The organism is Pseudomonas sp. PB120 (assembly GCF_009761815.1).
GTDB lineage: Bacteria > Pseudomonadota > Gammaproteobacteria > Pseudomonadales > Pseudomonadaceae > Aquipseudomonas.
The window spans coordinates 1-19,276 of sequence record NZ_RWIN01000043.1 but is presented as its reverse complement, the minus strand read 5'-3'; the positions used below and the strand labels follow the sequence as shown (position 1 = coordinate 19,276).

16 protein-coding genes are annotated in these 19,276 nt (G+C 59.2%); 12 read left to right on the top strand and 4 right to left on the bottom strand.

Annotated elements, in window-relative coordinates; all coding sequences use genetic code 11:
* Positions 1-22: 22 nt before the first annotated feature.
* On the bottom strand, positions 23-2,434 hold the full coding sequence (locus tag EJA72_RS08765) for a DNA translocase FtsK (protein ID WP_157711094.1): 2,412 nt from the start codon (positions 2,432-2,434) through the stop codon (positions 23-25).
* A 297-nt stretch (positions 2,435-2,731) separates the two neighbouring features.
* Between EJA72_RS08765 and trxB the strand changes: the two genes are divergently transcribed.
* The 4 genes from trxB (at position 2,732) to infA (ending at position 5,530) form a co-directional block, all read left to right on the top strand.
* A complete protein-coding gene (gene trxB, locus EJA72_RS08760) occupies positions 2,732-3,691 on the top strand; it encodes a thioredoxin-disulfide reductase (protein WP_157711093.1) in 960 nt (319 codons plus the stop codon).
* 64 nt (positions 3,692-3,755) lie between these two features.
* Positions 3,756-4,436, top strand: coding sequence for a leucyl/phenylalanyl-tRNA--protein transferase (gene aat, locus EJA72_RS08755; protein ID WP_157711092.1), 681 nt, complete (start codon positions 3,756-3,758; stop codon positions 4,434-4,436).
* Between the two features lie 56 nt (positions 4,437-4,492).
* Complete coding sequence (locus EJA72_RS08750; RefSeq protein ID WP_157711091.1) at positions 4,493-5,200, top strand: arginyltransferase; 708 nt, start codon at positions 4,493-4,495, stop codon at positions 5,198-5,200.
* Between the two features lie 111 nt (positions 5,201-5,311).
* On the top strand, positions 5,312-5,530 hold the full coding sequence (infA, locus tag EJA72_RS08745; protein WP_002553999.1) for a translation initiation factor IF-1: 219 nt from the start codon (positions 5,312-5,314) through the stop codon (positions 5,528-5,530).
* Between the two features lie 760 nt (positions 5,531-6,290).
* Here infA and clpA read toward each other — a convergent pair.
* The gene (gene clpA, locus EJA72_RS08740; protein WP_157711090.1) at positions 6,291-8,561 is read right to left on the bottom strand and encodes an ATP-dependent Clp protease ATP-binding subunit ClpA; all 2,271 of its coding nucleotides are present in this window, start codon (positions 8,559-8,561) and stop codon (positions 6,291-6,293) included.
* Between the two features lie 30 nt (positions 8,562-8,591).
* Positions 8,592-8,975, bottom strand: a complete 384-nt coding sequence (gene clpS, locus EJA72_RS08735; protein ID WP_034146919.1) for an ATP-dependent Clp protease adapter ClpS — start codon at positions 8,973-8,975, stop codon at positions 8,592-8,594.
* 224 nt (positions 8,976-9,199) lie between these two features.
* Between clpS and EJA72_RS08730 the strand changes: the two genes are divergently transcribed.
* The gene (locus tag EJA72_RS08730) at positions 9,200-9,481 is read left to right on the top strand and encodes a cold shock domain-containing protein (RefSeq protein WP_157711089.1); all 282 of its coding nucleotides are present in this window, start codon (positions 9,200-9,202) and stop codon (positions 9,479-9,481) included.
* Between the two features lie 62 nt (positions 9,482-9,543).
* Here EJA72_RS08730 and icd read toward each other — a convergent pair whose 3' ends face one another.
* The gene (gene icd, locus EJA72_RS08725) at positions 9,544-10,800 is read right to left on the bottom strand and encodes an NADP-dependent isocitrate dehydrogenase (RefSeq protein WP_157711088.1); all 1,257 of its coding nucleotides are present in this window, start codon (positions 10,798-10,800) and stop codon (positions 9,544-9,546) included.
* A gap of 506 nt (positions 10,801-11,306) precedes the next feature.
* Between icd and EJA72_RS08720 the strand changes: the two genes are divergently transcribed.
* The 7 genes from EJA72_RS08720 to EJA72_RS08690 all read left to right on the top strand — a co-directional run bounded on the left by EJA72_RS08720 (position 11,307) and on the right by EJA72_RS08690 (position 19,170).
* On the top strand, positions 11,307-13,532 hold the full coding sequence (locus tag EJA72_RS08720; protein ID WP_157711087.1) for an NADP-dependent isocitrate dehydrogenase: 2,226 nt from the start codon (positions 11,307-11,309) through the stop codon (positions 13,530-13,532).
* A 195-nt stretch (positions 13,533-13,727) separates the two neighbouring features.
* Positions 13,728-14,174 (top strand): NUDIX hydrolase, encoded by a 447-nt coding sequence (locus tag EJA72_RS08715; RefSeq protein WP_157711086.1) that lies wholly within the window; start codon positions 13,728-13,730, stop codon positions 14,172-14,174.
* Positions 14,175-14,233: 59 nt separating this feature from the next.
* Positions 14,234-15,379: a tRNA 2-thiouridine(34) synthase MnmA gene (gene mnmA, locus EJA72_RS08710; protein ID WP_157711085.1), complete on the top strand. Its 1,146-nt coding sequence runs from the start codon at positions 14,234-14,236 to the stop codon at positions 15,377-15,379.
* On the top strand, positions 15,376-15,999 hold the full coding sequence (hflD, locus tag EJA72_RS08705; protein ID WP_157711084.1) for a high frequency lysogenization protein HflD: 624 nt from the start codon (positions 15,376-15,378) through the stop codon (positions 15,997-15,999). Before mnmA ends, hflD begins: the two co-directional genes overlap by 4 nt.
* A gap of 126 nt (positions 16,000-16,125) precedes the next feature.
* Positions 16,126-17,496 (top strand): adenylosuccinate lyase, encoded by a 1,371-nt coding sequence (purB, locus tag EJA72_RS08700; RefSeq protein WP_017339599.1) that lies wholly within the window; start codon positions 16,126-16,128, stop codon positions 17,494-17,496.
* An 86-nt stretch (positions 17,497-17,582) separates the two neighbouring features.
* Entirely contained in the window at positions 17,583-18,752 is a 1,170-nt protein-coding gene (locus EJA72_RS08695; protein WP_157711083.1) for a cupin domain-containing protein, read from the top strand.
* Positions 18,745-19,170: a GNAT family N-acetyltransferase gene (locus EJA72_RS08690; protein ID WP_033057062.1), complete on the top strand. Its 426-nt coding sequence runs from the start codon at positions 18,745-18,747 to the stop codon at positions 19,168-19,170. Before EJA72_RS08695 ends, EJA72_RS08690 begins: the two co-directional genes overlap by 8 nt.
* The last annotated feature ends 106 nt before the right edge of the window (positions 19,171-19,276 follow it).

The following is a 19,276-nucleotide window of genomic DNA, read 5'->3' as shown; positions in this document are numbered from 1 at the left end:
CAATTCAAGGCATCAAATCAAATCAGTCGCGTACCGGGCCAGGCGCCAGGACTTCACGCGAACCGTTGGTATTCATGGAGGTCACGACCCCGGCCATTTCCATGGCTTCGATCATGCGCGCGGCGCGGTTGTAGCCGATCTTCAGTTTGCGCTGAACCGCAGAGATCGACGCGCGACGGCTTTCCAGGACGAACTGCACCGCTTCGTCGTACAGGGCATCGGTTTCGGCATCGTCATCACCGCCACCGCCGCCGCCGTTTTCAAAGCCGCTGCCCGCCTCTTCGACGCCGGCGAGAATTTCGTCGTTGTACTCCGGCGCACCGCGCAGTTTCCAGGCCTCGACCACCCGGTGAACCTCGTCATCGGAAACGAAGGCACCGTGGACGCGGATTGGCAGGCTGGTGCCCGGCGGCATGTAGAGCATGTCACCGTGACCCAGCAATTGTTCGGCGCCGCCCTGGTCGATGATGGTCCGGGAGTCGATTTTGCTCGACACCTGGAACGCCATGCGCGTCGGGATGTTGGCCTTGATCAGACCGGTGATCACGTCGACCGACGGACGCTGGGTCGCGAGGATCAAGTGGATACCGGCCGCACGGGCTTTCTGCGCGATACGGGCGATCAGTTCTTCAACTTTCTTGCCGACGATCATCATCATGTCGGCGAATTCGTCGACCACCACGACAATGGTCGGCAGCTTGGTCAGCAGCGGCGCTTCATCGTGGATGCTTTCGCGTTTGTACAACGGATCGCTCAACGGCTCGCCGGCGTCCTGGGCTTCCTTGACCTTGGCGTTGAAGCCGGACAGGTTACGCACGCCCATCTTCGCCATCAGTTTGTAGCGGCGCTCCATCTCCGCCACGCTCCAGCGCAGGGCGTTGGCCGCGTCCTTCATGTCGGTCACGACCGGGCACAGCAAGTGCGGAATGCCTTCGTAGATCGACAGCTCAAGCATTTTCGGGTCGATCATGATCAATTTGGCGTCTTCAGGGCCGGACTTGAACAGGATCGACAGGATCATCGCGTTCACACCCACCGACTTACCGGAACCGGTCGTACCGGCCACCAGCAAGTGCGGCATTTTCGCCAGGTCGGTGATGACCGGCTTGCCGCCGATGTCATGACCAAGGGCGAGCGTGACCGGGGATTTGAAGTTGTCGTACTCAGGGGTCGACAGCACCTCGGAAAAGCGCACGATCTGGCGGTCTTCGTTAGGAATCTCGATACCGACAGTGGTCTTGCCCGGAATCACTTCCACCACGCGCACGCTGGTCACGGCCAGGGAGCGCGCCAGGTCTTTCGCCAGGTTGGAGATGCGACTGACCTTGACCCCGGCGGCCGGCTGGATTTCGTAACGGGTAATGACCGGGCCCGGGTGAATCGAGTCCACCGAGACTTCGACCCCGAATTCCTTGAGCTTGATTTCCAGCAAGTGGCCGACCGCTGCCAGGGATTCAGGCGAGTAATTGAGCTGTTTCTTTTCGGCCGGGTCGAGAATCGAGATCGGCGGCAAGGTGCCTTCGACGGCGCTGTCGACGAACAGCGGTGCCTGCTTCTCTTTTTCGACGCGTTTGCTCGGAGCAGCAGGTTTGGGCGGCGCGGGGGCAATCACTGGCGGCACCTGCTTCTCGCGCTCCTGCATGTGTTTGCTCAGCGCTTGTTCGCGCTCGATCAGGCGTTCCTTGACCTTGGCCTGCTCGCGCTTGTCGGTAACGGTCGGCGCGACCACGTCATGCACGCGGTCATCGACTTCACGTAGCTGTGCGACGAGCTGCTTGCGTTCGACCCGGGCGGCCCACCAGCGATTGGCCGCGCCCTGGAACAATTCGAACAGGTCGAGGGTGATCTTGCCGGTGACGTCCATCACCTTGAACCACGACAGGTCAGTAAACACCGTCAGGCCAAACAGGAACAACGCGATGAACAGCAGCGTGCTGCCCTGAATATTCAGGGCGTTCTTGGCCAGGTCACCCAGGCTTTCGCCCAATGCGCCGCCCGCACCGGCCGGCAGACCGGTCGCCGCATGGAAGTGGATATGTGCCAGCGCGGCGCCCGACAGCACCAGGAATACCAGGCCGATCAGGCGCCATGAGAACAGCCAGCCGCTCCACTGCCACGGCTCGTGGCGCTGACGGAAGATCTGATAGGCCTTGATCGCCAGCAACAACGGGAAGATGTAGGCGAAGTAACCCAGCACCATGAACAGGATATCGGCGCTGTAAGAGCCGACCGGGCCGCCGAAGTTCTGCACATCGTCGATCTTGCTGTTATGGCTCCAGCCCGGATCGTCCTTGCCGTACGTCAACAAGGCCATCATCAGGAACAGGCACAAGCCGCCGATGGCGATCAATGCACCTTCCTTGAGCCGGTAGTGCAAGTGTTGGCGCCAGAGCGGAACGACGACTGTTTTGGGTGCTGCGGTGGATTTCTTCAAAACGCTTCTTTTCCTGCGCCAATGGCGCGTCCATCTGTTGAATGACTATAAAAAAACTGCCCAATCCAGGCAGGTAAAAAAGTTAACAGGCGCAACTGGGACTACTTTTAACACTACGCTCCGGTTTTTATAAACATGGAGCGCACCGAATATTACGTAACACGTCGGCATTGTACGGGTTTGTTCGTCCGATGCCATGCTTCAAACCCCTGAGTACAGCATAGCCAAGTGCCCAAGACACGCAGTTCAATTTGAGCATGCATTCTCTTTTGTGACAAAGGCTTATGAGGTGTTTTTATGAGCGAAGCGAAGCATTCCCGCCTGATCATTCTGGGTTCCGGCCCTGCCGGTTACAGCGCGGCCGTCTATGCCGCCCGCGCCAACCTCAAACCCGTTGTCATGACCGGCATACAGGCAGGTGGCCAGCTCACTACCACCGTCGAAGTCGATAACTGGCCCGGTGACGTCGAAGGACTGACCGGACCGGTACTGATGGAACGCATGCAAAAACACGCCGAGCGTTTTGACACAGAGATCGTCTACGACCACATCCATACCGCCAAGTTGCAACAACGCCCGTTCGAACTTGTCGGCGACGGCGGCACTTACACCTGCGATGCGCTGATCATTGCCACCGGCGCCTCGGCGCAATATTTAGGGCTGCCCTCGGAAGAAACGTTCGCCGGCAAAGGCGTTTCAGCCTGCGCGACGTGCGATGGTTTCTTCTACCGCAAACAAGTGGTCGCGGTCATAGGGGGCGGCAACACAGCCGTTGAAGAGGCGCTGTACCTGTCGAACATTGCCAAGGAAGTTCATCTGATCCACCGTCGCGACAAGTTGCGCGCGGAGAAAATTCTTCAGGACAAGCTCTTCGACAAAGCCGCCAACGGCAATATTCGCCTGCACTGGAACCAGAACCTGGACGAAGTACTGGGCGATGCCAGCGGCGTGACCGGCGCACGCCTGCGAGACAGTCACACCGGGCAAACCAGCGAATTGTCACTGGCTGGCGTGTTCATCGCCATCGGCCACAAGCCCAACACCGACCTGTTCATCGGGCAACTGCCCATGCGCGACGGCTACCTTTTGGTCCGGGGCGGCAACGACGGTGATGCCACCGCTACCGAAATCCCCGGCGTATTTGCGGCAGGCGACGTCGCTGATCATGTCTATCGCCAGGCCGTGACGTCTGCCGGCGCCGGTTGCATGGCCGCACTGGACGCTGAAAAATACCTCGACGACATTCCGACCGTTTGACGGCAAACTGGATGGCGGGCCGACCAGCCCGCCACCGCCCTCCCCTTCTGTAAGCCCGGATACCATGCTGACTTGGTTACAACGCAACACCCTGACCTTCCCGCCCCTGGAAAAAGCCATGCGCGATCCCAACGGGCTGCTGGCTGCGGGCGGTGATCTGTCTGCCGATCGCCTGATCCAGGCCTATCGCCACGGCTGTTTTCCGTGGTTCTCGGAAGGCCAGCCGATTCTCTGGTGGTCGCCGGATCCGCGCACGGTATTGTTTCCCGACGAACTGCATGTGTCGCGCAGCTTGAACAAGTTGTTGCGCCAACAGCGTTATCAAGTGACCTTCGATCTGGATTTTGAAGCCGTCATTCAAGCGTGCGCCGCGCCTCGTGATTATGCCGACGGGACCTGGATTACCGAGGCGATGCAGAACGCCTACCTCGACCTGCATCGGCGCGGCTACGCGCATTCGGTGGAGGTCTGGGACGAAGGAGAGCTGGTGGGCGGGCTCTATGGCCTGGCGATGGGTCAGCTGTTTTTCGGCGAATCCATGTTCAGCCGCGCCGACAACGCCTCGAAGTTTGGCTTTGCCACACTGGTCCGACATCTGAAAGACTCGGGGTTCGTGCTGATCGACTGCCAGATGCCGACCGACCACCTGCACAGTCTCGGCGCCCGGGCGATTCCACGCCGGGTGTTTGCGGACTACCTTGCGCAGCATCTGGACCAGCCCAACCGCGCCAGCTGGGTTTGCTGAGCGGCTTTTGCGCGAGTGGCTTACACTTAATTCAAAGCTTATACCGAGGGTTGATCATGACCGAGTTGGCGCGTTTGAAGTTTTATGCCACTCAGCCCCACTCTTGCAGTTATCTGCCCGAGGAGCAGGCGACTACGCTGTTTCTCGACCCTAGCCAGCCCATGGATGTGCATGTCTACGCAGACCTGTCCGAAATGGGTTTTCGTCGCAGCGGCGATCATCTCTACCGGCCCCATTGCCAGAATTGCAATGCGTGCGTACCGGCGCGCATCCCTGTCGCTCAGTTCACGCCTAACCGTCAGCAGAAACGCATTTTCAAACGCAATGCCGATCTGCAGGTGCGCCCGGCGAAGCCGCAGTTCAGCGAAGAGTATTTCGACCTCTATCAGCGCTATATCGAGCAACGGCATGCCGATGGCGACATGTACCCGCCCAGTCGCGATCAGTTTGCGACGTTCCTGGTGCGGGACCTGCCCTTTTCGCGTTTCTATGAGTTTCGTCTCGACGGCCGGTTGCTGGCCGTAGCCGTCACCGATCTGCTGCCCAACGGTCTCTCGGCGGTCTACACCTTCTACGAACCCGGTGAGGAGCGCCGGAGCCTGGGGCGCTACGCGATCCTGTGGCAAATCGGCGAGGCCCGGCGACTGGGGCTGGAAGCGGTCTATTTGGGCTACTGGATCAAAAACTGCAAAAAGATGAGCTACAAGACCCAATATCGCCCCATCGAACTGCTGGTTAACCAGCGCTGGGTCATCCTGAACTAGAGCAAACCCTAAACCCCTTGGCTTAAACCCCATTTTTCGGGCACAATGCACGCCGCTTTTGCCTGGCGCAGTTGCACCGGGCCATTCATTGGACACCGAGGGCTTTACTGCATGTCGAAAGAAGACAGCTTCGAAATGGAAGGCACTGTCGTCGACACCCTGCCCAACACCATGTTTCGTGTGGAGTTGGAAAATGGGCACGTCGTAACCGCGCATATTTCCGGCAAGATGCGCAAGAACTACATTCGTATTCTTACCGGTGACAAAGTGCGCGTCGAGCTGACGCCCTATGACTTGAGCAAAGGGCGCATCACTTACCGCGCTCGCTAAGGTTGGAGCGAGCTTGCTCGCGAAAAACCTGAGAGCAACGCGTCAAGTCAGACACCCCTGCTTCATCGTTGACGAGCATCGCGAGCAAGCTCGCTCCTACAGTGACGGAGCCCGCTCGCTAATCAAGTCAATACAAAACGCCCGGTTTATGCCGGGCGTTTTTGTATCTGCGTTTTTTTGTTTTTGGGTGATGCCGGGTAATGGTTCCGCCCTTACGGCGAGTCACTTGGAAAAGCGCCAAGTAACCAAGCGCTCCTGCCCCTTTCGTTCGGTGCCTCGCTAAGGCTCGGCATGCCCTCAAGGGTGCAAATACGGCAAAAGCACCGCGAGGCGGCCTGAAAGCCGACCTGATTTTCGAGGATGTGCCCAGTTCAAAAATGTGGGAGCCAGCCTGCTGGCGATGGACACACAGACACCGCGATCCTCCAGACAGGGCGCGTTATCGTTGACGTCCATCGCCAGCAGGCTGGCTCCCACAGGGGGAATGCTGACACCCGCAAAAGCCAGGTCGGCTTTAAGGCCGCCTCGCGGTGCTTTTGCCGTATTTGCACCCTCGAGGGCATGCCGAGCCTTAGCGAGACACCGAGTGGTGGGGCAAGAGCCTTTTGCTTACTTTTTGCTGGGCCGGCACTCCGACTCTTGGAAAAGTGCGTCGCCGTAACGGCGAAACCAATATCCGCCGCAACCGAAGAAACGGATAAGCCCCCCAAAGAAAAAAGGCGCCCGAAGGCGCCTTTCTCTTTACCGCAACAAACAATCGTCAGGCCATTTCCGCCGTGGTTTCGAACTCGAAGGTCAGCTCGCCATCCTTCAGGTCGATGTGAACCACACCACCATGGTCCGCCAGTTCGCCGAACAGGATCTCTTCCGCCAGCGGACGCTTGATCTTGTCCTGGATCAGACGCGCCATCGGACGAGCCCCCATTGCCGAGTCGTAACCACCCGCCGCCAGCCAACTGCGCGCGGCATCGGTCACTTCCAGCTGCACGCGCTTGTCTTCCAGCTGCGCCTGAAGCTCGGTAAGGAACTTGTCCACCACGCTTTTGATAACCTCATGACTGAGGCGACCAAACTGGATAATGGTGTCCAGACGGTTGCGGAACTCTGGCGTGAAGCTCTTCTTGATCACTTCCATCGCATCGGACGAGTGGTCCTGATGGGTGAAACCAATCGAAGCACGTGCTGCCGTTTCGGCACCGGCGTTGGTCGTCATGATGACGATCACGTTACGGAAGTCCGCCTTGCGCCCGTTGTTATCGGTCAGCGTACCGTGGTCCATGACCTGCAACAGCAGGTTGAAGACTTCCGGATGCGCCTTCTCGATCTCATCGAGCAACAGCACGCAGTGAGGCTGCTTGGTGATGGCTTCGGTCAGCAGACCGCCCTGATCGAACCCGACATAGCCTGGAGGTGCACCGATCAGACGCGATACGGTGTGGCGCTCCATGTACTCGGACATGTCGAAACGAACCAGTTCGATGCCCAGCGCCTTGGCCAACTGACGCGCCGCTTCGGTTTTACCGACACCGGTAGGCCCTGCGAACAGGAACGAACCGACAGGCTTGTCAGGCGACTTGAGGCCGGCACGGGACAGTTTGATCGCCGTCGACAGCGAGTCGATCGCCGCGTCCTGACCAAACACCGTCAGCTTCAGGTCACGCTCAAGGTTACGCAGCAACTCTTTGTCGGAGCTGGTGACGTGCTTAGGCGGAATCCGCGCGATTTTCGCGACGATGTCCTCGACCTGAGGCACTTCGATGCGTTTTACGCGTTTCTCGACCGGCTGCAGGCGCTGGTAGGCACCCGCCTCGTCGATCACGTCGATGGCCTTGTCCGGCATGTGCCGGTCATTGATGTAGCGCGAGGCCAGTTCAGCCGCCGCACGCAACGCTTCATCGCTGTATTCGATGTTGTGGTGCGCTTCGAAACGACCTTTCAGGCCGCGCAGGATACCGATGGTGTCTTCCACCGAAGGCTCCGACACATCGACCTTCTGGAAGCGCCGGGCCAAGGCACGGTCCTTCTCGAAGATCCCGCGGAATTCCTGGAACGTGGTCGAGCCGATGCAACGGATATCACCCGAGGACAGCAATGGCTTGAGCAGGTTCGAGGCGTCCATGACGCCACCGGACGCGGCACCCGCACCGATAATGGTGTGGATCTCGTCGATGAACAGGATCGCCTGCGGACGTTTCTTCAGCTCATTGAGCAACGCCTTGAAGCGCTTCTCGAAATCGCCGCGGTATTTGGTCCCGGCCAGCAAGGCACCCAGATCGAGGGAATACACCACGCTGTTGGCCAGCAGGTCCGGCACTTGGTTGTCGACGATACGTTTGGCCAGGCCTTCGGCAATCGCGGTTTTACCCACGCCCGCCTCGCCCACCAGCAGCGGATTGTTTTTGCGACGGCGCGCCAGGATCTGCGCGACACGCTCGACTTCGAGCTCACGACCTACCAACGGATCGATTCGACCCTGGCGCGCGAGTTCGTTGAGGTTGCTGGCATAAGCATCCAGAGGATTGCCTGAAGAAGAAGACTCACCGCCCTCGTCGTCCTGCATATCTTGCTCACCTTCAGAGTGATCGCCATGCCCCGGCACTTTGGAAATGCCGTGGGCGATGTAGTTGACGACATCGATGCGCGCAACGCTCTGCTGTTTCAGCAGGAACACTGCCTGACTCTCTTGCTCACTGAAGATCGCAACCAGCACGTTGGCGCCGGTCACTTCGCGTTTACCCGAGCTCTGTACGTGGAACACAGCACGCTGCAGGACACGCTGGAAGCCCAGGGTAGGTTGGGTCTCGCGATCCTCGTCATGAACGGGGATCAGCGGCGTGGTGGAGTCGATGAACTCCTGCAGATCATGCTTGAGTTTGTCGAGGTTGGCGCCGCAGGCACGCAAAACGGTGGCGGCAGCCTCATTGTCCAATAAGGCCAGCAGGAGATGTTCTACGGTCATGAATTCATGACGTTTCGAACGAGCCTCCTTGAAGGCAAGATTGAGGGTGACTTCGAGCTCGCGGTTTAACATAGCTTCACCTCATACCCAAGTGTCCGGCGATTAACCGTCCTTCTCGATTTCACAGAGTAGCGGATGCTGGCTTTCCCTGGCGTACTGGTTGACCTGCATGGCCTTGGTCTCGGCGATGTCGCGGGTAAACACTCCACATACTGCCCGTCCTTCTGTGTGGACGGCCAGCATGACCTTGGTCGCCAGCTCGCGATTCAGGTTAAAAAACACCTCGAGCACTTCGACGACGAAATCCATCGGTGTGTAGTCATCATTGAACAAAACCACCTTGTACATCGGCGGTGCCTGTAAAGCAGGCTTCGCCTCCTGAACAGCAATGCCTGCGGAATCGTCGTCATGCTCCTCCGGATGATCTTTCTGGAGAGTCGGGCGATCCTGATTGAATGTTAGTCGAATCTGGCTGATTGCATGCATGGAAAGAAAGGTTCGTCAGTTGTGCGAATACAGTAGTGGGGACGGTTATGAACGTTTTCAACTCCGACTGCCGGGTCACCTTGACTATCGGCAAAACGGTGTTACAACCAATAGAGCCCACAGTGGGTAAAAAAGGTCCGCGGAGTCAATCTTATTTGCAAGATCGACTGCGGATGTACTGGATGATACTCCAGTGATGGAGTCTGTTGCAGAGGGATATGAGCATGGCAGTCGGTAAGGTGAAGTGGTTCAACAATGCAAAAGGGTTCGGTTTCATTAACACCGACGCCAGAGAAGGTCGTGACGAGGACGGCAAGGAAATCGATTTTTTTGCCCACTACTCCGCCATTGACATGGAGGGCTACAAAACCCTCAAGGCTGGACAGGTCGTCAATTTCGAAATCGTTCAGGGCCCCAAAGGCCTGCACGCGGTGAAGATCACGGCTGCGACCGTTGAAAACGCGCACACCACTCCCGCCACCCAGCAGGACACCGTACCAAACTGACGCCACCCGTCATCCAGTCATGAAAAAACCGCCCGAAGGCGGTTTTTTTTATGACAAGTCGCTTACATGTGCGAAATCAGTGCATCACCGAACCCGGAGGACGATACCAGCTTCGCACCGTCCATCAGACGTTCGAAGTCATAGGTCACGGTCTTCGCGGAAATCGCGCCGTTGGTGCCCTTGATGATCAGGTCGGCCGCTTCGGTCCAGCCCAGATGGCGCAGCATCATCTCTGCGGACAGGATCAGCGAGCCCGGGTTGACCTGGTCCTTGCCGGCGTACTTCGGCGCGGTACCGTGGGTCGCTTCGAACATGGCGATGGTGTCGGACAGGTTGGCACCCGGCGCGATACCGATACCGCCCACTTCCGCCGCCAGGGCGTCGGAGAGGTAGTCGCCGTTCAGGTTCAGGGTGGCGATCACATCGTATTCGGCCGGGCGCAGCAGGATCTGCTGGAGCATGGCGTCGGCGATGGCATCCTTGACGATGACGTTCTTCCCGGTTTTCGGGTTCTTGAACTGCATCCATGGACCGCCGTCGAGCAGGGTTGCGCCGAATTCTTCAGCGGCCACTTCGTAGGCCCATTCCTTGAAGGCACCTTCGGTGAACTTCATGATGTTGCCTTTGTGCACGATGGTCAGCGAATCGCGATCATTATCGACCACATACTGCAATGCCTTGCGCGCCAGACGCTTGGTGCCCTGCAGGGAGACCGGCTTGACGCCGATGCCGCAATTTTCGTCGAAACGGATCTTGGTGACGCCCATTTCTTCTTTGAGGAACTTGATGACCTTGGTCGCTTCCGGCGAACCGGCCTTCCACTCGATGCCGGCGTAGATGTCTTCCGAGTTCTCACGGAAGATGGTCATGTCGACGTCGCCGGGCTTCTTGACCGGGCTTGGCACACCTTCAAACCAGCGCACCGGACGCAGGCACACATAAAGGTCGAGCTGTTGACGCAGCGCCACGTTCAGGGAACGGATGCCACCGCCCACCGGCGTGGTCAACGGGCCCTTGATGGAAACCACGTAATCCTTGACTGCGTCCAGGGTTTCCTGAGGCAGCCAGGTGTCCTGATCGTAAACCTGAGTCGCTTTCTCCCCGGCGTAGACTTCCATCCAGGAAATTTTGCGCTCGCCGCCGTAAGCCTTCTTAACAGCAGCATCGACAACCTTGATCATGACCGGGCTGATATCAACACCAATACCATCGCCTTCGATGAAGGGAATGATCGGGTTGTTAGGAACATTGAGAGAATGGTCCGCGTTGACGGTGATTTTTTCGCCGACGGCTGGAACCTGAATCTTCTTGTATCCCATGCTGAACTCCATTGTTTGGATTGAACATCTGGCTTCGACCGAGCGTACCCCAGTTAAATCGGCACGCAAACCCTCTGTTCTGCCCATCTGCCGCAAAGCTGCACAGTTCGCGAGCTACAAGCCTGAAAGCAAAGGGAAAAGCGCCAAACTCAAGCACGGCAAATGACTCTACGCCTCACCCTCCCCTGCGACCTTTAGACCAATGGACGACGATCGTCGTGTATGAACCATCGGCAGATTGCCAGCTACCTATGTATAATGCCGCCCGCTGACCACAGAGTCACGACGGCCGACCTCTCCTGCCACTGAATAAGTAGCCGAGAATTCTGGCCTGAAAAGCAGGATTGTTATCGCAATCCAACCGCTTGCCGCTCGACTGATGCACCCAACATCACCGCGCACAATCTCGACATTCGGCTCATGGATGACTTTGAACGAACGCGCTTACCCGGCGCCCCTCGAGTTTCTGCGCACGCTTTAGCATAGAAGAGAGAGTTAATCCGAATATGCCCACCCGCTCGAAGATCATCTATACCTTCACCGACGAAGCTCCCGCCCTCGCCACCTATTCACTGTTGCCTATCGTAGAGGCCTTCACCGCCTCGGCTGATATCGCCGTTGAAACCCGCGATATTTCTCTTGCAGGGCGCATTCTGGCCAGCTTCCCCGAGCAATTGGGTGACAAAGCCGTAGCCGACCACCTCGCCGAACTGGGCGACCTGGCCGTTACGCCTGAAGCCAACATCATCAAGTTGCCGAACATCAGCGCTTCGGTTCCGCAACTGCAAGCCGCGATCACCGAGCTGCAAGCCCAGGGCTTCGCAGTGCCTGACTACCCTGAAACCGTGACCAGCGACGCCGACAAGCTCGCCAAGTCGCGTTACGACAAGATCAAGGGCAGCGCGGTAAACCCGGTTCTGCGCGAAGGCAACTCCGATCGCCGCGCACCGCTGTCGGTGAAGAACTACGCACGCAAGCACCCGCATAAAATGGGCGCCTGGGCCAAAGACTCCAAGTCTCACGTCGCTCACATGAGCACCGGCGATTTCTACGGCAGCGAAAAAGCTGCCCTGATCGACGCTGCTGACGCCGTCAAAATCGAACTGATCGCTCAAGACGGCACCACCACCGTCCTGAAAGAAAAGACCACTGTGCAAGCCGGTGAGATCCTTGATTGCGCGGTCATGAGCAAAAACGCTCTGCGCAGCTTCATCGCTGCCGAGATCGAAGACGCCAAAGCCAAGGGCGTGCTGCTGTCGGTTCACCTGAAAGCCACCATGATGAAGGTTTCCGACCCGATCATGTTCGGCCAGATCGTTGCCGAGTTCTATAAAGACGCACTGGCCAAGCACGCTGACGTGCTGGCACAGATCGGCTTCAACCTGAACAACGGCATCGGCGACCTGTACGCTCGCATCAAGGCCCTGCCGGCCGAGCAGCAAGCGCAGATCGAAGCGGACATCCAGGCGGTCTACGCCGTGCGTCCGTCGTTGGCCATGGTCAACTCCGACAAGGGCATCACCAACCTGCACGTGCCGAGCGACGTCATCGTCGACGCCTCGATGCCGGCCATGATCCGTGACTCCGGCAAAATGTGGGGCACCGACGGCCAGCTGCACGACACCAAGGCTGTGATCCCGGATCGCTGCTACGCCACCATCTACCAGGCAGTGATTGAAGACTGCAAGGTCAACGGCGCCTTCGATCCGACCACCATGGGCAGCGTGCCAAACGTTGGCCTGATGGCGAAAAAGGCCGAAGAGTACGGCTCGCACGACAAGACTTTCCAGATCAAGACCAACGGTGTTGTCCGCGTGACCGACAGCAAAGGCGCCATGTTGCTGGAACAGTCGGTTGAAGCCGGCGACATCTTCCGCATGTGCCAGACCAAAGACGCGCCGATCCAGGATTGGGTCAAACTGGCCGTCAACCGTGCTCGCGCCAGCAGCACCCCAGCGATTTTCTGGCTGGACCCAATGCGCGCCCACGACGGCGTAGTGATCGAGAAAGTTCAGGCTTACCTGAAGGATCACGACACGTCGGGCCTGGACATCCGCATCATGTCGCCAGTCGACGCGATGGCCTTCACCCTGGGCCGCACCCGCGAAGGCAAGGACACCATCTCGGTGACCGGCAACGTATTGCGCGACTACCTGACTGACCTGTTCCCGATCATGGAACTGGGCACCAGCGCCAAGATGCTGTCGATCGTTCCGCTGATGAATGGCGGCGGTCTGTTCGAAACCGGCGCCGGCGGTTCGGCACCGAAGCACGTTCAGCAGCTGCTGGAAGAGAACTTCCTGCGCTGGGATTCCCTGGGCGAGTTCCTGGCCCTGGCCGCTTCCCTCGAGCACCTGGGTGTGACGTACAACAACCCTAAAGCTCTGGTTCTGGCCAAGACCCTGGATCAGGCCACCGGCCAGTTCCTGGACAACAACAAGTCGCCATCGCGCAAAGTCGGCAACATCGACAACCGCGGCAGCCACTTCTACCTGGCGCTGTACTGGGCACAAGCCCTGGCTGCCCAGACCGAAGACGCTGCACTGCAAGCACAGTTCGCGACCCTGGCCAAGACCTTAACCGAGAACGAGGCAACCATCGTTGCCGAGCTCAACGCCGTTCAGGGCAAGCCAGTGGACATCGGCGGTTACTACCACGCCAATGCCGAGCTGATCAGCAAGGCCATGCGCCCGAGCAATACTTTCAACGCGGCGATTGCTGCGCTGGTTTAAGGTTGTAAGGATGCAAAGAAGCCCCGGCCCCGTGCCGGGGTTTCTGTTTTCAGGCTTAACACCACCTGTAGGAGTGAGCCTGCTCGCGATGGCGCAATGTCAGTCACCACAAGTGTTGAATGGTGTACCGCTATCGCGAGCAGGCTCACTCCTACATTGGACCGTGTTTCAATATTAAGAATTTGAGGACGTTTTATGGACTGGAAACCCCACATCACCGTCGCCACCATCGTCGAAGACAATGGCCGCTTTCTGATGGTCGAAGAAACCAAGCACGGACGGACGGTACTCAACCAACCCGCCGGCCACCTCGACCCGAACGAAACCCTGACCGAAGCCGCCGTGCGCGAAACCCTCGAAGAAACCGGCTGGGACGTTGAACCGACCGGCGTCGTAGGCATTTACCTCTACACCGCCCCGAGCAACGGCGTGACGTACCAACGGGTCTGCTTTACCGCAAAACCGCTGAAACACCATCCGGACTATCAACTGGACGATGGCATCGTCGGCGCAAAGTGGCTGACGCGTGACGAACTGGTCGCTCAGCGCGCAAACTGGCGCAGTGAGCTGATCATCCGCTGCATCGATGATTACCTGGACGGCAAACACTTCAGTCTCGAACTGATCCGCCCTTCTCTTTAGCCTTGTGGGCTCCGGCCTGCTAGAATCGCGTCCTTTTTCAAGACACTCATTGAATCCCTATGCGTGATCCAGCCCCTTCTGACACACAAAAGAAGCGCGTCATTGTCGGCATGTCCGGCGGCGTGGACTCTTCCGTTTCCGCTCTCCTGCTGATCGAGCAGGGTTATGAGGTGGAAGGCCTGTTCATGAAGAACTGGGAAGAAGACGATGGAACGGAATACTGCACCGCCATGGATGACCTGGCAGACGCCCAGGCCGTGTGCGACAAGATTGGCATCAAGCTGCACACCGCCAACTTCGCCGCCGAGTACTGGGACAACGTGTTCGAGCACTTCCTGGCCGAATACAAGGCCGGTCGTACGCCGAACCCGGACATCCTCTGTAACCGCGAGATCAAGTTCAAGGCGTTCCTCGACTACGCCATGATGCTCGGTGCCGACCTGATCGCCACCGGTCACTACGTGCGTCGCCGCGACATCGATGGCCGCACCGAACTGCTCAAGGGCCTGGACCCGAACAAGGACCAGAGCTACTTCCTGCACGCCGTTGGCGGCGAACAGATCGCCAAGACCCTGTTCCCGGTCGGCGAGTTGGAAAAGCCGCAGGTTCGTGCGATTGCCGAGAAATACGAACTGGCGACCGCGAAGAAAAAAGACTCCACCGGAATCTGCTTTATCGGCGAACGCCGCTTCAGCGACTTCCTCAAGCAATACCTGCCCGCCCAGCCAGGCGAAATCAAGACCACCGAAGGCGAAGTCATCGGCCGCCACCATGGCCTGATGTACCACACCATTGGCCAGCGTCAGGGCCTGGGCATCGGCGGCCTGAAGGATGCCAGTGACGAGCCGTGGTACGTGCTGATCAAGGACCTGGAACACAACGAGCTGATCGTTGGCCAGGGCAATGAGCACCCGTACCTGTTCTCCCGCGCCCTGCTCGCCTCGGACATCTATTGGGTCAACCCGATCGACCTGAGCGAACCGCGCAAGCTGACTGCCAAAGTCCGCTATCGCCAGGGCGATCAGCCCTGCACCCTGGAAAAAACCGCCACCGGCTACCGCGCGACCTTCGATGACCCGCAGCGCGCGGTCACGCCAGGCCAGTCCGTGGTGTTCTACGACGGCGAAATCTGCCTCGGCGGCGGCGTGATCGAAGTCGCGGAACCCTGGACCAGCACGAACATCGGCAAAGGCCAGGCCCAATGAGCCCCACTCAGGAGCAACTGACGGCGCTGGGCGGCGTGTTTCTCGCCGCCGTGCTTGTCGACAAGATTGCCAAGACCGGCCAGACCAGCGAAGCCGGCCTGACCTGCATGCTCGGCAGCCTGCTGATTCGCGATCCCAAGGACACACTGGAAGTGTACGGCGGCGACGACATCAACTTGCACGAAGGCTACCGCGCCTTGGTGGGCGCCCTGGAGCGCGACCCGAGCGCCCTGCAGCGCGAACCGTTGCGCTACGCCTTGGCCATGCTGGGCCTGGAGCGTCAACTGGCCAAGCGCGGCGACATGCTGGACGTGATCGGTAAGCGCCTGCCGCAAATCCAGTCCCAGGTCGAACATTTCGGCCCGGCGCACGAAAACGTGATTGCCGCCTGTGGAGCGCTGTATCAGGACACCCTGAGCACCCTGCGCCAACGGATTCAGGTGCATGGCGACATGCGCAATCTGCAACAACCGAGCAACGCCTCGAAGATCCGCGCCCTGTTGCTGGCCGGGATTCGTTCGGCGCGCTTGTGGCGACAACTGGGCGGCCATCGCTGGCAGCTGGTGGTCAGCCGTCGCAAATTGCTGAAAGAGCTTTACCCGCTGATGCGCAGCAGCTGAACCGCGCCAGCAACACCGTTTTTAGTCTGTAACGCGTAGTACGCCGGTCAGTTGGCAACGGACCGGCGGATTTTTTCATGTATGATACGCGCCCCATTTCGTTGCCCGACTGTCCGAGAACACCCCATGCAGCTTTCTTCGCTCACTGCGGTTTCCCCTGTTGACGGCCGCTACGCCGGCAAAACCCAGGCCCTGCGCCCAATTTTCAGCGAATACGGCCTGATCCGTGCTCGCGTCCTGGTTGAAGTGCGCTGGCTCCAGCGCCTGGCCGCTCACCCTGCCATCAGCGAAGTGCCGGCGTTCTCCGCCGAAGCCAACGCTGTATTGAACACCCTGGCGGAAAACTTCTCTCTGGAGCACGCCGAGCGCGTCAAAGAGATCGAGCGCACCACCAACCACGACGTCAAGGCCATCGAATACCTGCTCAAAGAGCAAGCGGCCAAGCTGCCGGAACTGGCCGCTGTCAGTGAATTCATCCACTTTGCCTGCACCAGTGAGGACATCAACAACCTGTCCCACGCCCTGATGCTGCGCGAAGGCCGTGATGACGTGATGCTGCCACTGATGCGTCAGACCGCCGAAGCCATCCGCGAACTGGCGATCCGTTTCGCCGACGTGCCGATGCTGTCGCGCACCCACGGTCAACCGGCCTCGCCGACCACCCTGGGCAAAGAACTGGCAAACGTGGTTTACCGTCTGGAGCGGCAGATCGCTCAAGTCGCTGCCGTGCCGCTGCTGGGCAAGATCAACGGCGCTGTCGGCAACTACAACGCTCACCTGTCGGCCTACCCGGAAATCGACTGGGAAGAAAACGCCCGCGCCTTCATCGAAGACGAGCTGGGCCTGGGCTTCAACCCGTACACCACGCAGATCGAACCGCACGACTACATTGCCGAGCTGTTCGACGCGATCGCACGCTTCAACACCATTCTGATCGACTTCGACCGCGACATCTGGGGCTACATTTCCCTGGGTTATTTCAAGCAGCGCACCATCGCTGGCGAAATCGGTTCGTCGACCATGCCGCACAAGGTCAACCCGATCGACTTCGAAAACTCCGAAGGCAACCTGGGTATCGCCAACGCACTGTTCCAGCATCTGGCGAGCAAACTGCCAATCTCCCGCTGGCAGCGTGACCTGACGGACTCCACCGTACTGCGCAACCTCGGTGTCGGCTTCGCCCACAGCGTGATCGCGTACGAAGCCAGCCTCAAGGGCATCAGCAAGCTTGAGCTGAACGCGCAGAAAATCGCTGCCGACCTGGACGCGTGCTGGGAAGTGCTGGCCGAGCCGATCCAGACTGTGATGCGTCGCTACAACATCGAAAACCCGTACGAGAAGCTGAAAGAATTGACGCGCGGCAAGGGCATCAGCCCTGAAGCACTGCAAACTTTCATCGACGGCCTGGACATGCCTGCCGCCGCCAAGGCCGAGTTGAAACTGCTCACCCCGGCGAACTACATCGGCAACGCTGTAGAGCAAGCCAAGCGCATCTGATCGACCGTTTTACCCGTTTGAGACGCCCGGCAGCGCCGGGCGTTTTTATTCCCGTCTGAAAAGTGCTTTTTTTCAATAGGTTACACATGAATCCTGACATTCCTCTTCAACTTCTGGGCGGCATCACGGCGCGCGAATTCCTGCGCGACTACTGGCAGAAAAAACCGCTGCTGATCCGCCAGGCAATTCCTGATTTCGAAAGCCCGATCGACGCCGACGAACTGGCCGGCCTGGCGCTGGAAGAAGAAGTTGAATCGCGCCTGATCATCGAGAACGGCGAGCGCCCTTGGGAATTGCGCCGCGGCCCATTCGCCGAAGACGAATTCAGCAAGCTGCCGGAAACCGAATGGACCCTGCTGGTGCAGGCCGTCGACCAATTCGTACCGGAAGTCAGCGAACTGCTGGAAAACTTCCGCTTCCTGCCGAGCTGGCGCATCGACGACGTGATGATCAGCTATGCCGCCCCGGGTGGCAGCGTGGGTCCGCACTTCGATAACTACGACGTGTTCCTGCTGCAGGGTCACGGCAAGCGCAACTGGAAAATCGGCCAGATGTGCGACGCCGAGAGCCCGCTGCTGCAACACGCAGACCTGCGCATCCTGGCTGATTTCGAAGCCACCGATGAGTGGGTCCTGGAACCGGGCGACATGCTCTACCTGCCGCCGCGCCTGGCTCACTGCGGTGTAGCCGTCGATGACTGCCTGACCTACTCCGTCGGTTTCCGTGCGCCGAGCGCCGCTGAAGTGCTGACCCACTTCACCGACTTCCTCAGCCAGTTCCTGCCGGACGAAGAGCGCTACACCGATGCCGACGCCCTGCCGGCAGCCGACCCGCACCAAATCCAGCACGACGCCCTGGATCGCTTGAAAGGCCTGCTGGCCGAACACATGAGCGACGAGCGCCTGCTGCTGACCTGGTTCGGCCAGTACATGACCGAACCTCGTTACCCGGAACTGGTGGTGGGCCCGCAGGACATCGAAGAAGACGACCTGCTCTCCAGCCTCGAACAGGGCGCGATTCTGATTCGCAACCCGAGCGCGCGCCTGGCCTGGTCCGAAGTCGATGACGACCTGCTGCTGTTCGCCAGCGGCCAGAGCCGTTACCTGCCAGGTAAACTGCGCGAGCTGTTGAAGATGATTTGCGCGGCCGACGCACTGCACATCGACAATCTCGGCGAGTGGTTGAGCGACGAAGACGGTCGCGGCCTCCTGTGCGAGCTGATCAAGCAAGGTAGCCTGGGGTTTGCTGATGAATAAAATTCACGTACGTGTCGCAGACTGGCAAAAGGACAACGCCGAGATCCGGCGCATTCGTGAGACGGTGTTCATCGCCGAGCAGTCCGTTCCGCCTGAGCTGGAATGGGATGCTGATGACGCGACAGCGGTGCATTTCCTGGCCTTCGAAGGCGACTTTCCGATTGGCACCGCCCGCCTGCTGCCCGATGGGCATGTGGGCCGGGTTTCGGTGCTCAAGGACTGGCGCGGCCTGAAGGTCGGCGACGCGCTGATGCACGCGGTGATCGGTGAAGCCGAGAAGCGCGGGCTGAAGCAGCAGATGCTGAGTGCACAGGTGCAGGCCACGGCGTTTTACGAACGCTTGGGCTTCAGCCTGGTCAGCGAGGAATTCCTCGAAGCCGGGATTCCGCATGTGGACATGGTGCGGCATTCGGCCTGACCCTATCTGTAGTGGAGGAGATTCATTGTGGCGAGGGAGCTTGCTCCCGCTGGGGCGCGAAGCGGCCCTGAAAATTTGGGGCCGCTGCGCAGCCCAGCGGGAGCAA

Bases quoted from the DNA above. Each gene is read 5' to 3' on its own strand.
- clpA (WP_157711090.1), bottom strand. From the start codon at position 8,561: ATGTTAAACCGCGAGCTCGAAGTCACCCTCAATCTTGCCTTCAAGGAG.
- aat (WP_157711092.1), top strand. From the start codon at position 3,756: ATGCTGACTTGGTTACAACGCAACACCCTGACCTTCCCGCCCCTGGAA.
- EJA72_RS08690 (WP_033057062.1), top strand. From the start codon at position 18,745: ATGAATAAAATTCACGTACGTGTCGCAGACTGGCAAAAGGACAACGCC.
- EJA72_RS08715 (WP_157711086.1), top strand. From the start codon at position 13,728: ATGGACTGGAAACCCCACATCACCGTCGCCACCATCGTCGAAGACAAT.
- hflD (WP_157711084.1), top strand. From the start codon at position 15,376: ATGAGCCCCACTCAGGAGCAACTGACGGCGCTGGGCGGCGTGTTTCTC.
- purB (WP_017339599.1), top strand. From the start codon at position 16,126: ATGCAGCTTTCTTCGCTCACTGCGGTTTCCCCTGTTGACGGCCGCTAC.
- infA (WP_002553999.1), top strand. From the start codon at position 5,312: ATGTCGAAAGAAGACAGCTTCGAAATGGAAGGCACTGTCGTCGACACC.
- EJA72_RS08730 (WP_157711089.1), top strand. From the start codon at position 9,200: ATGGCAGTCGGTAAGGTGAAGTGGTTCAACAATGCAAAAGGGTTCGGT.
- icd (WP_157711088.1), bottom strand. From the start codon at position 10,800: ATGGGATACAAGAAGATTCAGGTTCCAGCCGTCGGCGAAAAAATCACC.
- trxB (WP_157711093.1), top strand. From the start codon at position 2,732: ATGAGCGAAGCGAAGCATTCCCGCCTGATCATTCTGGGTTCCGGCCCT.
- EJA72_RS08695 (WP_157711083.1), top strand. From the start codon at position 17,583: ATGAATCCTGACATTCCTCTTCAACTTCTGGGCGGCATCACGGCGCGC.
- EJA72_RS08720 (WP_157711087.1), top strand. From the start codon at position 11,307: ATGCCCACCCGCTCGAAGATCATCTATACCTTCACCGACGAAGCTCCC.
- mnmA (WP_157711085.1), top strand. From the start codon at position 14,234: ATGCGTGATCCAGCCCCTTCTGACACACAAAAGAAGCGCGTCATTGTC.
- EJA72_RS08750 (WP_157711091.1), top strand. From the start codon at position 4,493: ATGACCGAGTTGGCGCGTTTGAAGTTTTATGCCACTCAGCCCCACTCT.
- clpS (WP_034146919.1), bottom strand. From the start codon at position 8,975: ATGCATGCAATCAGCCAGATTCGACTAACATTCAATCAGGATCGCCCG.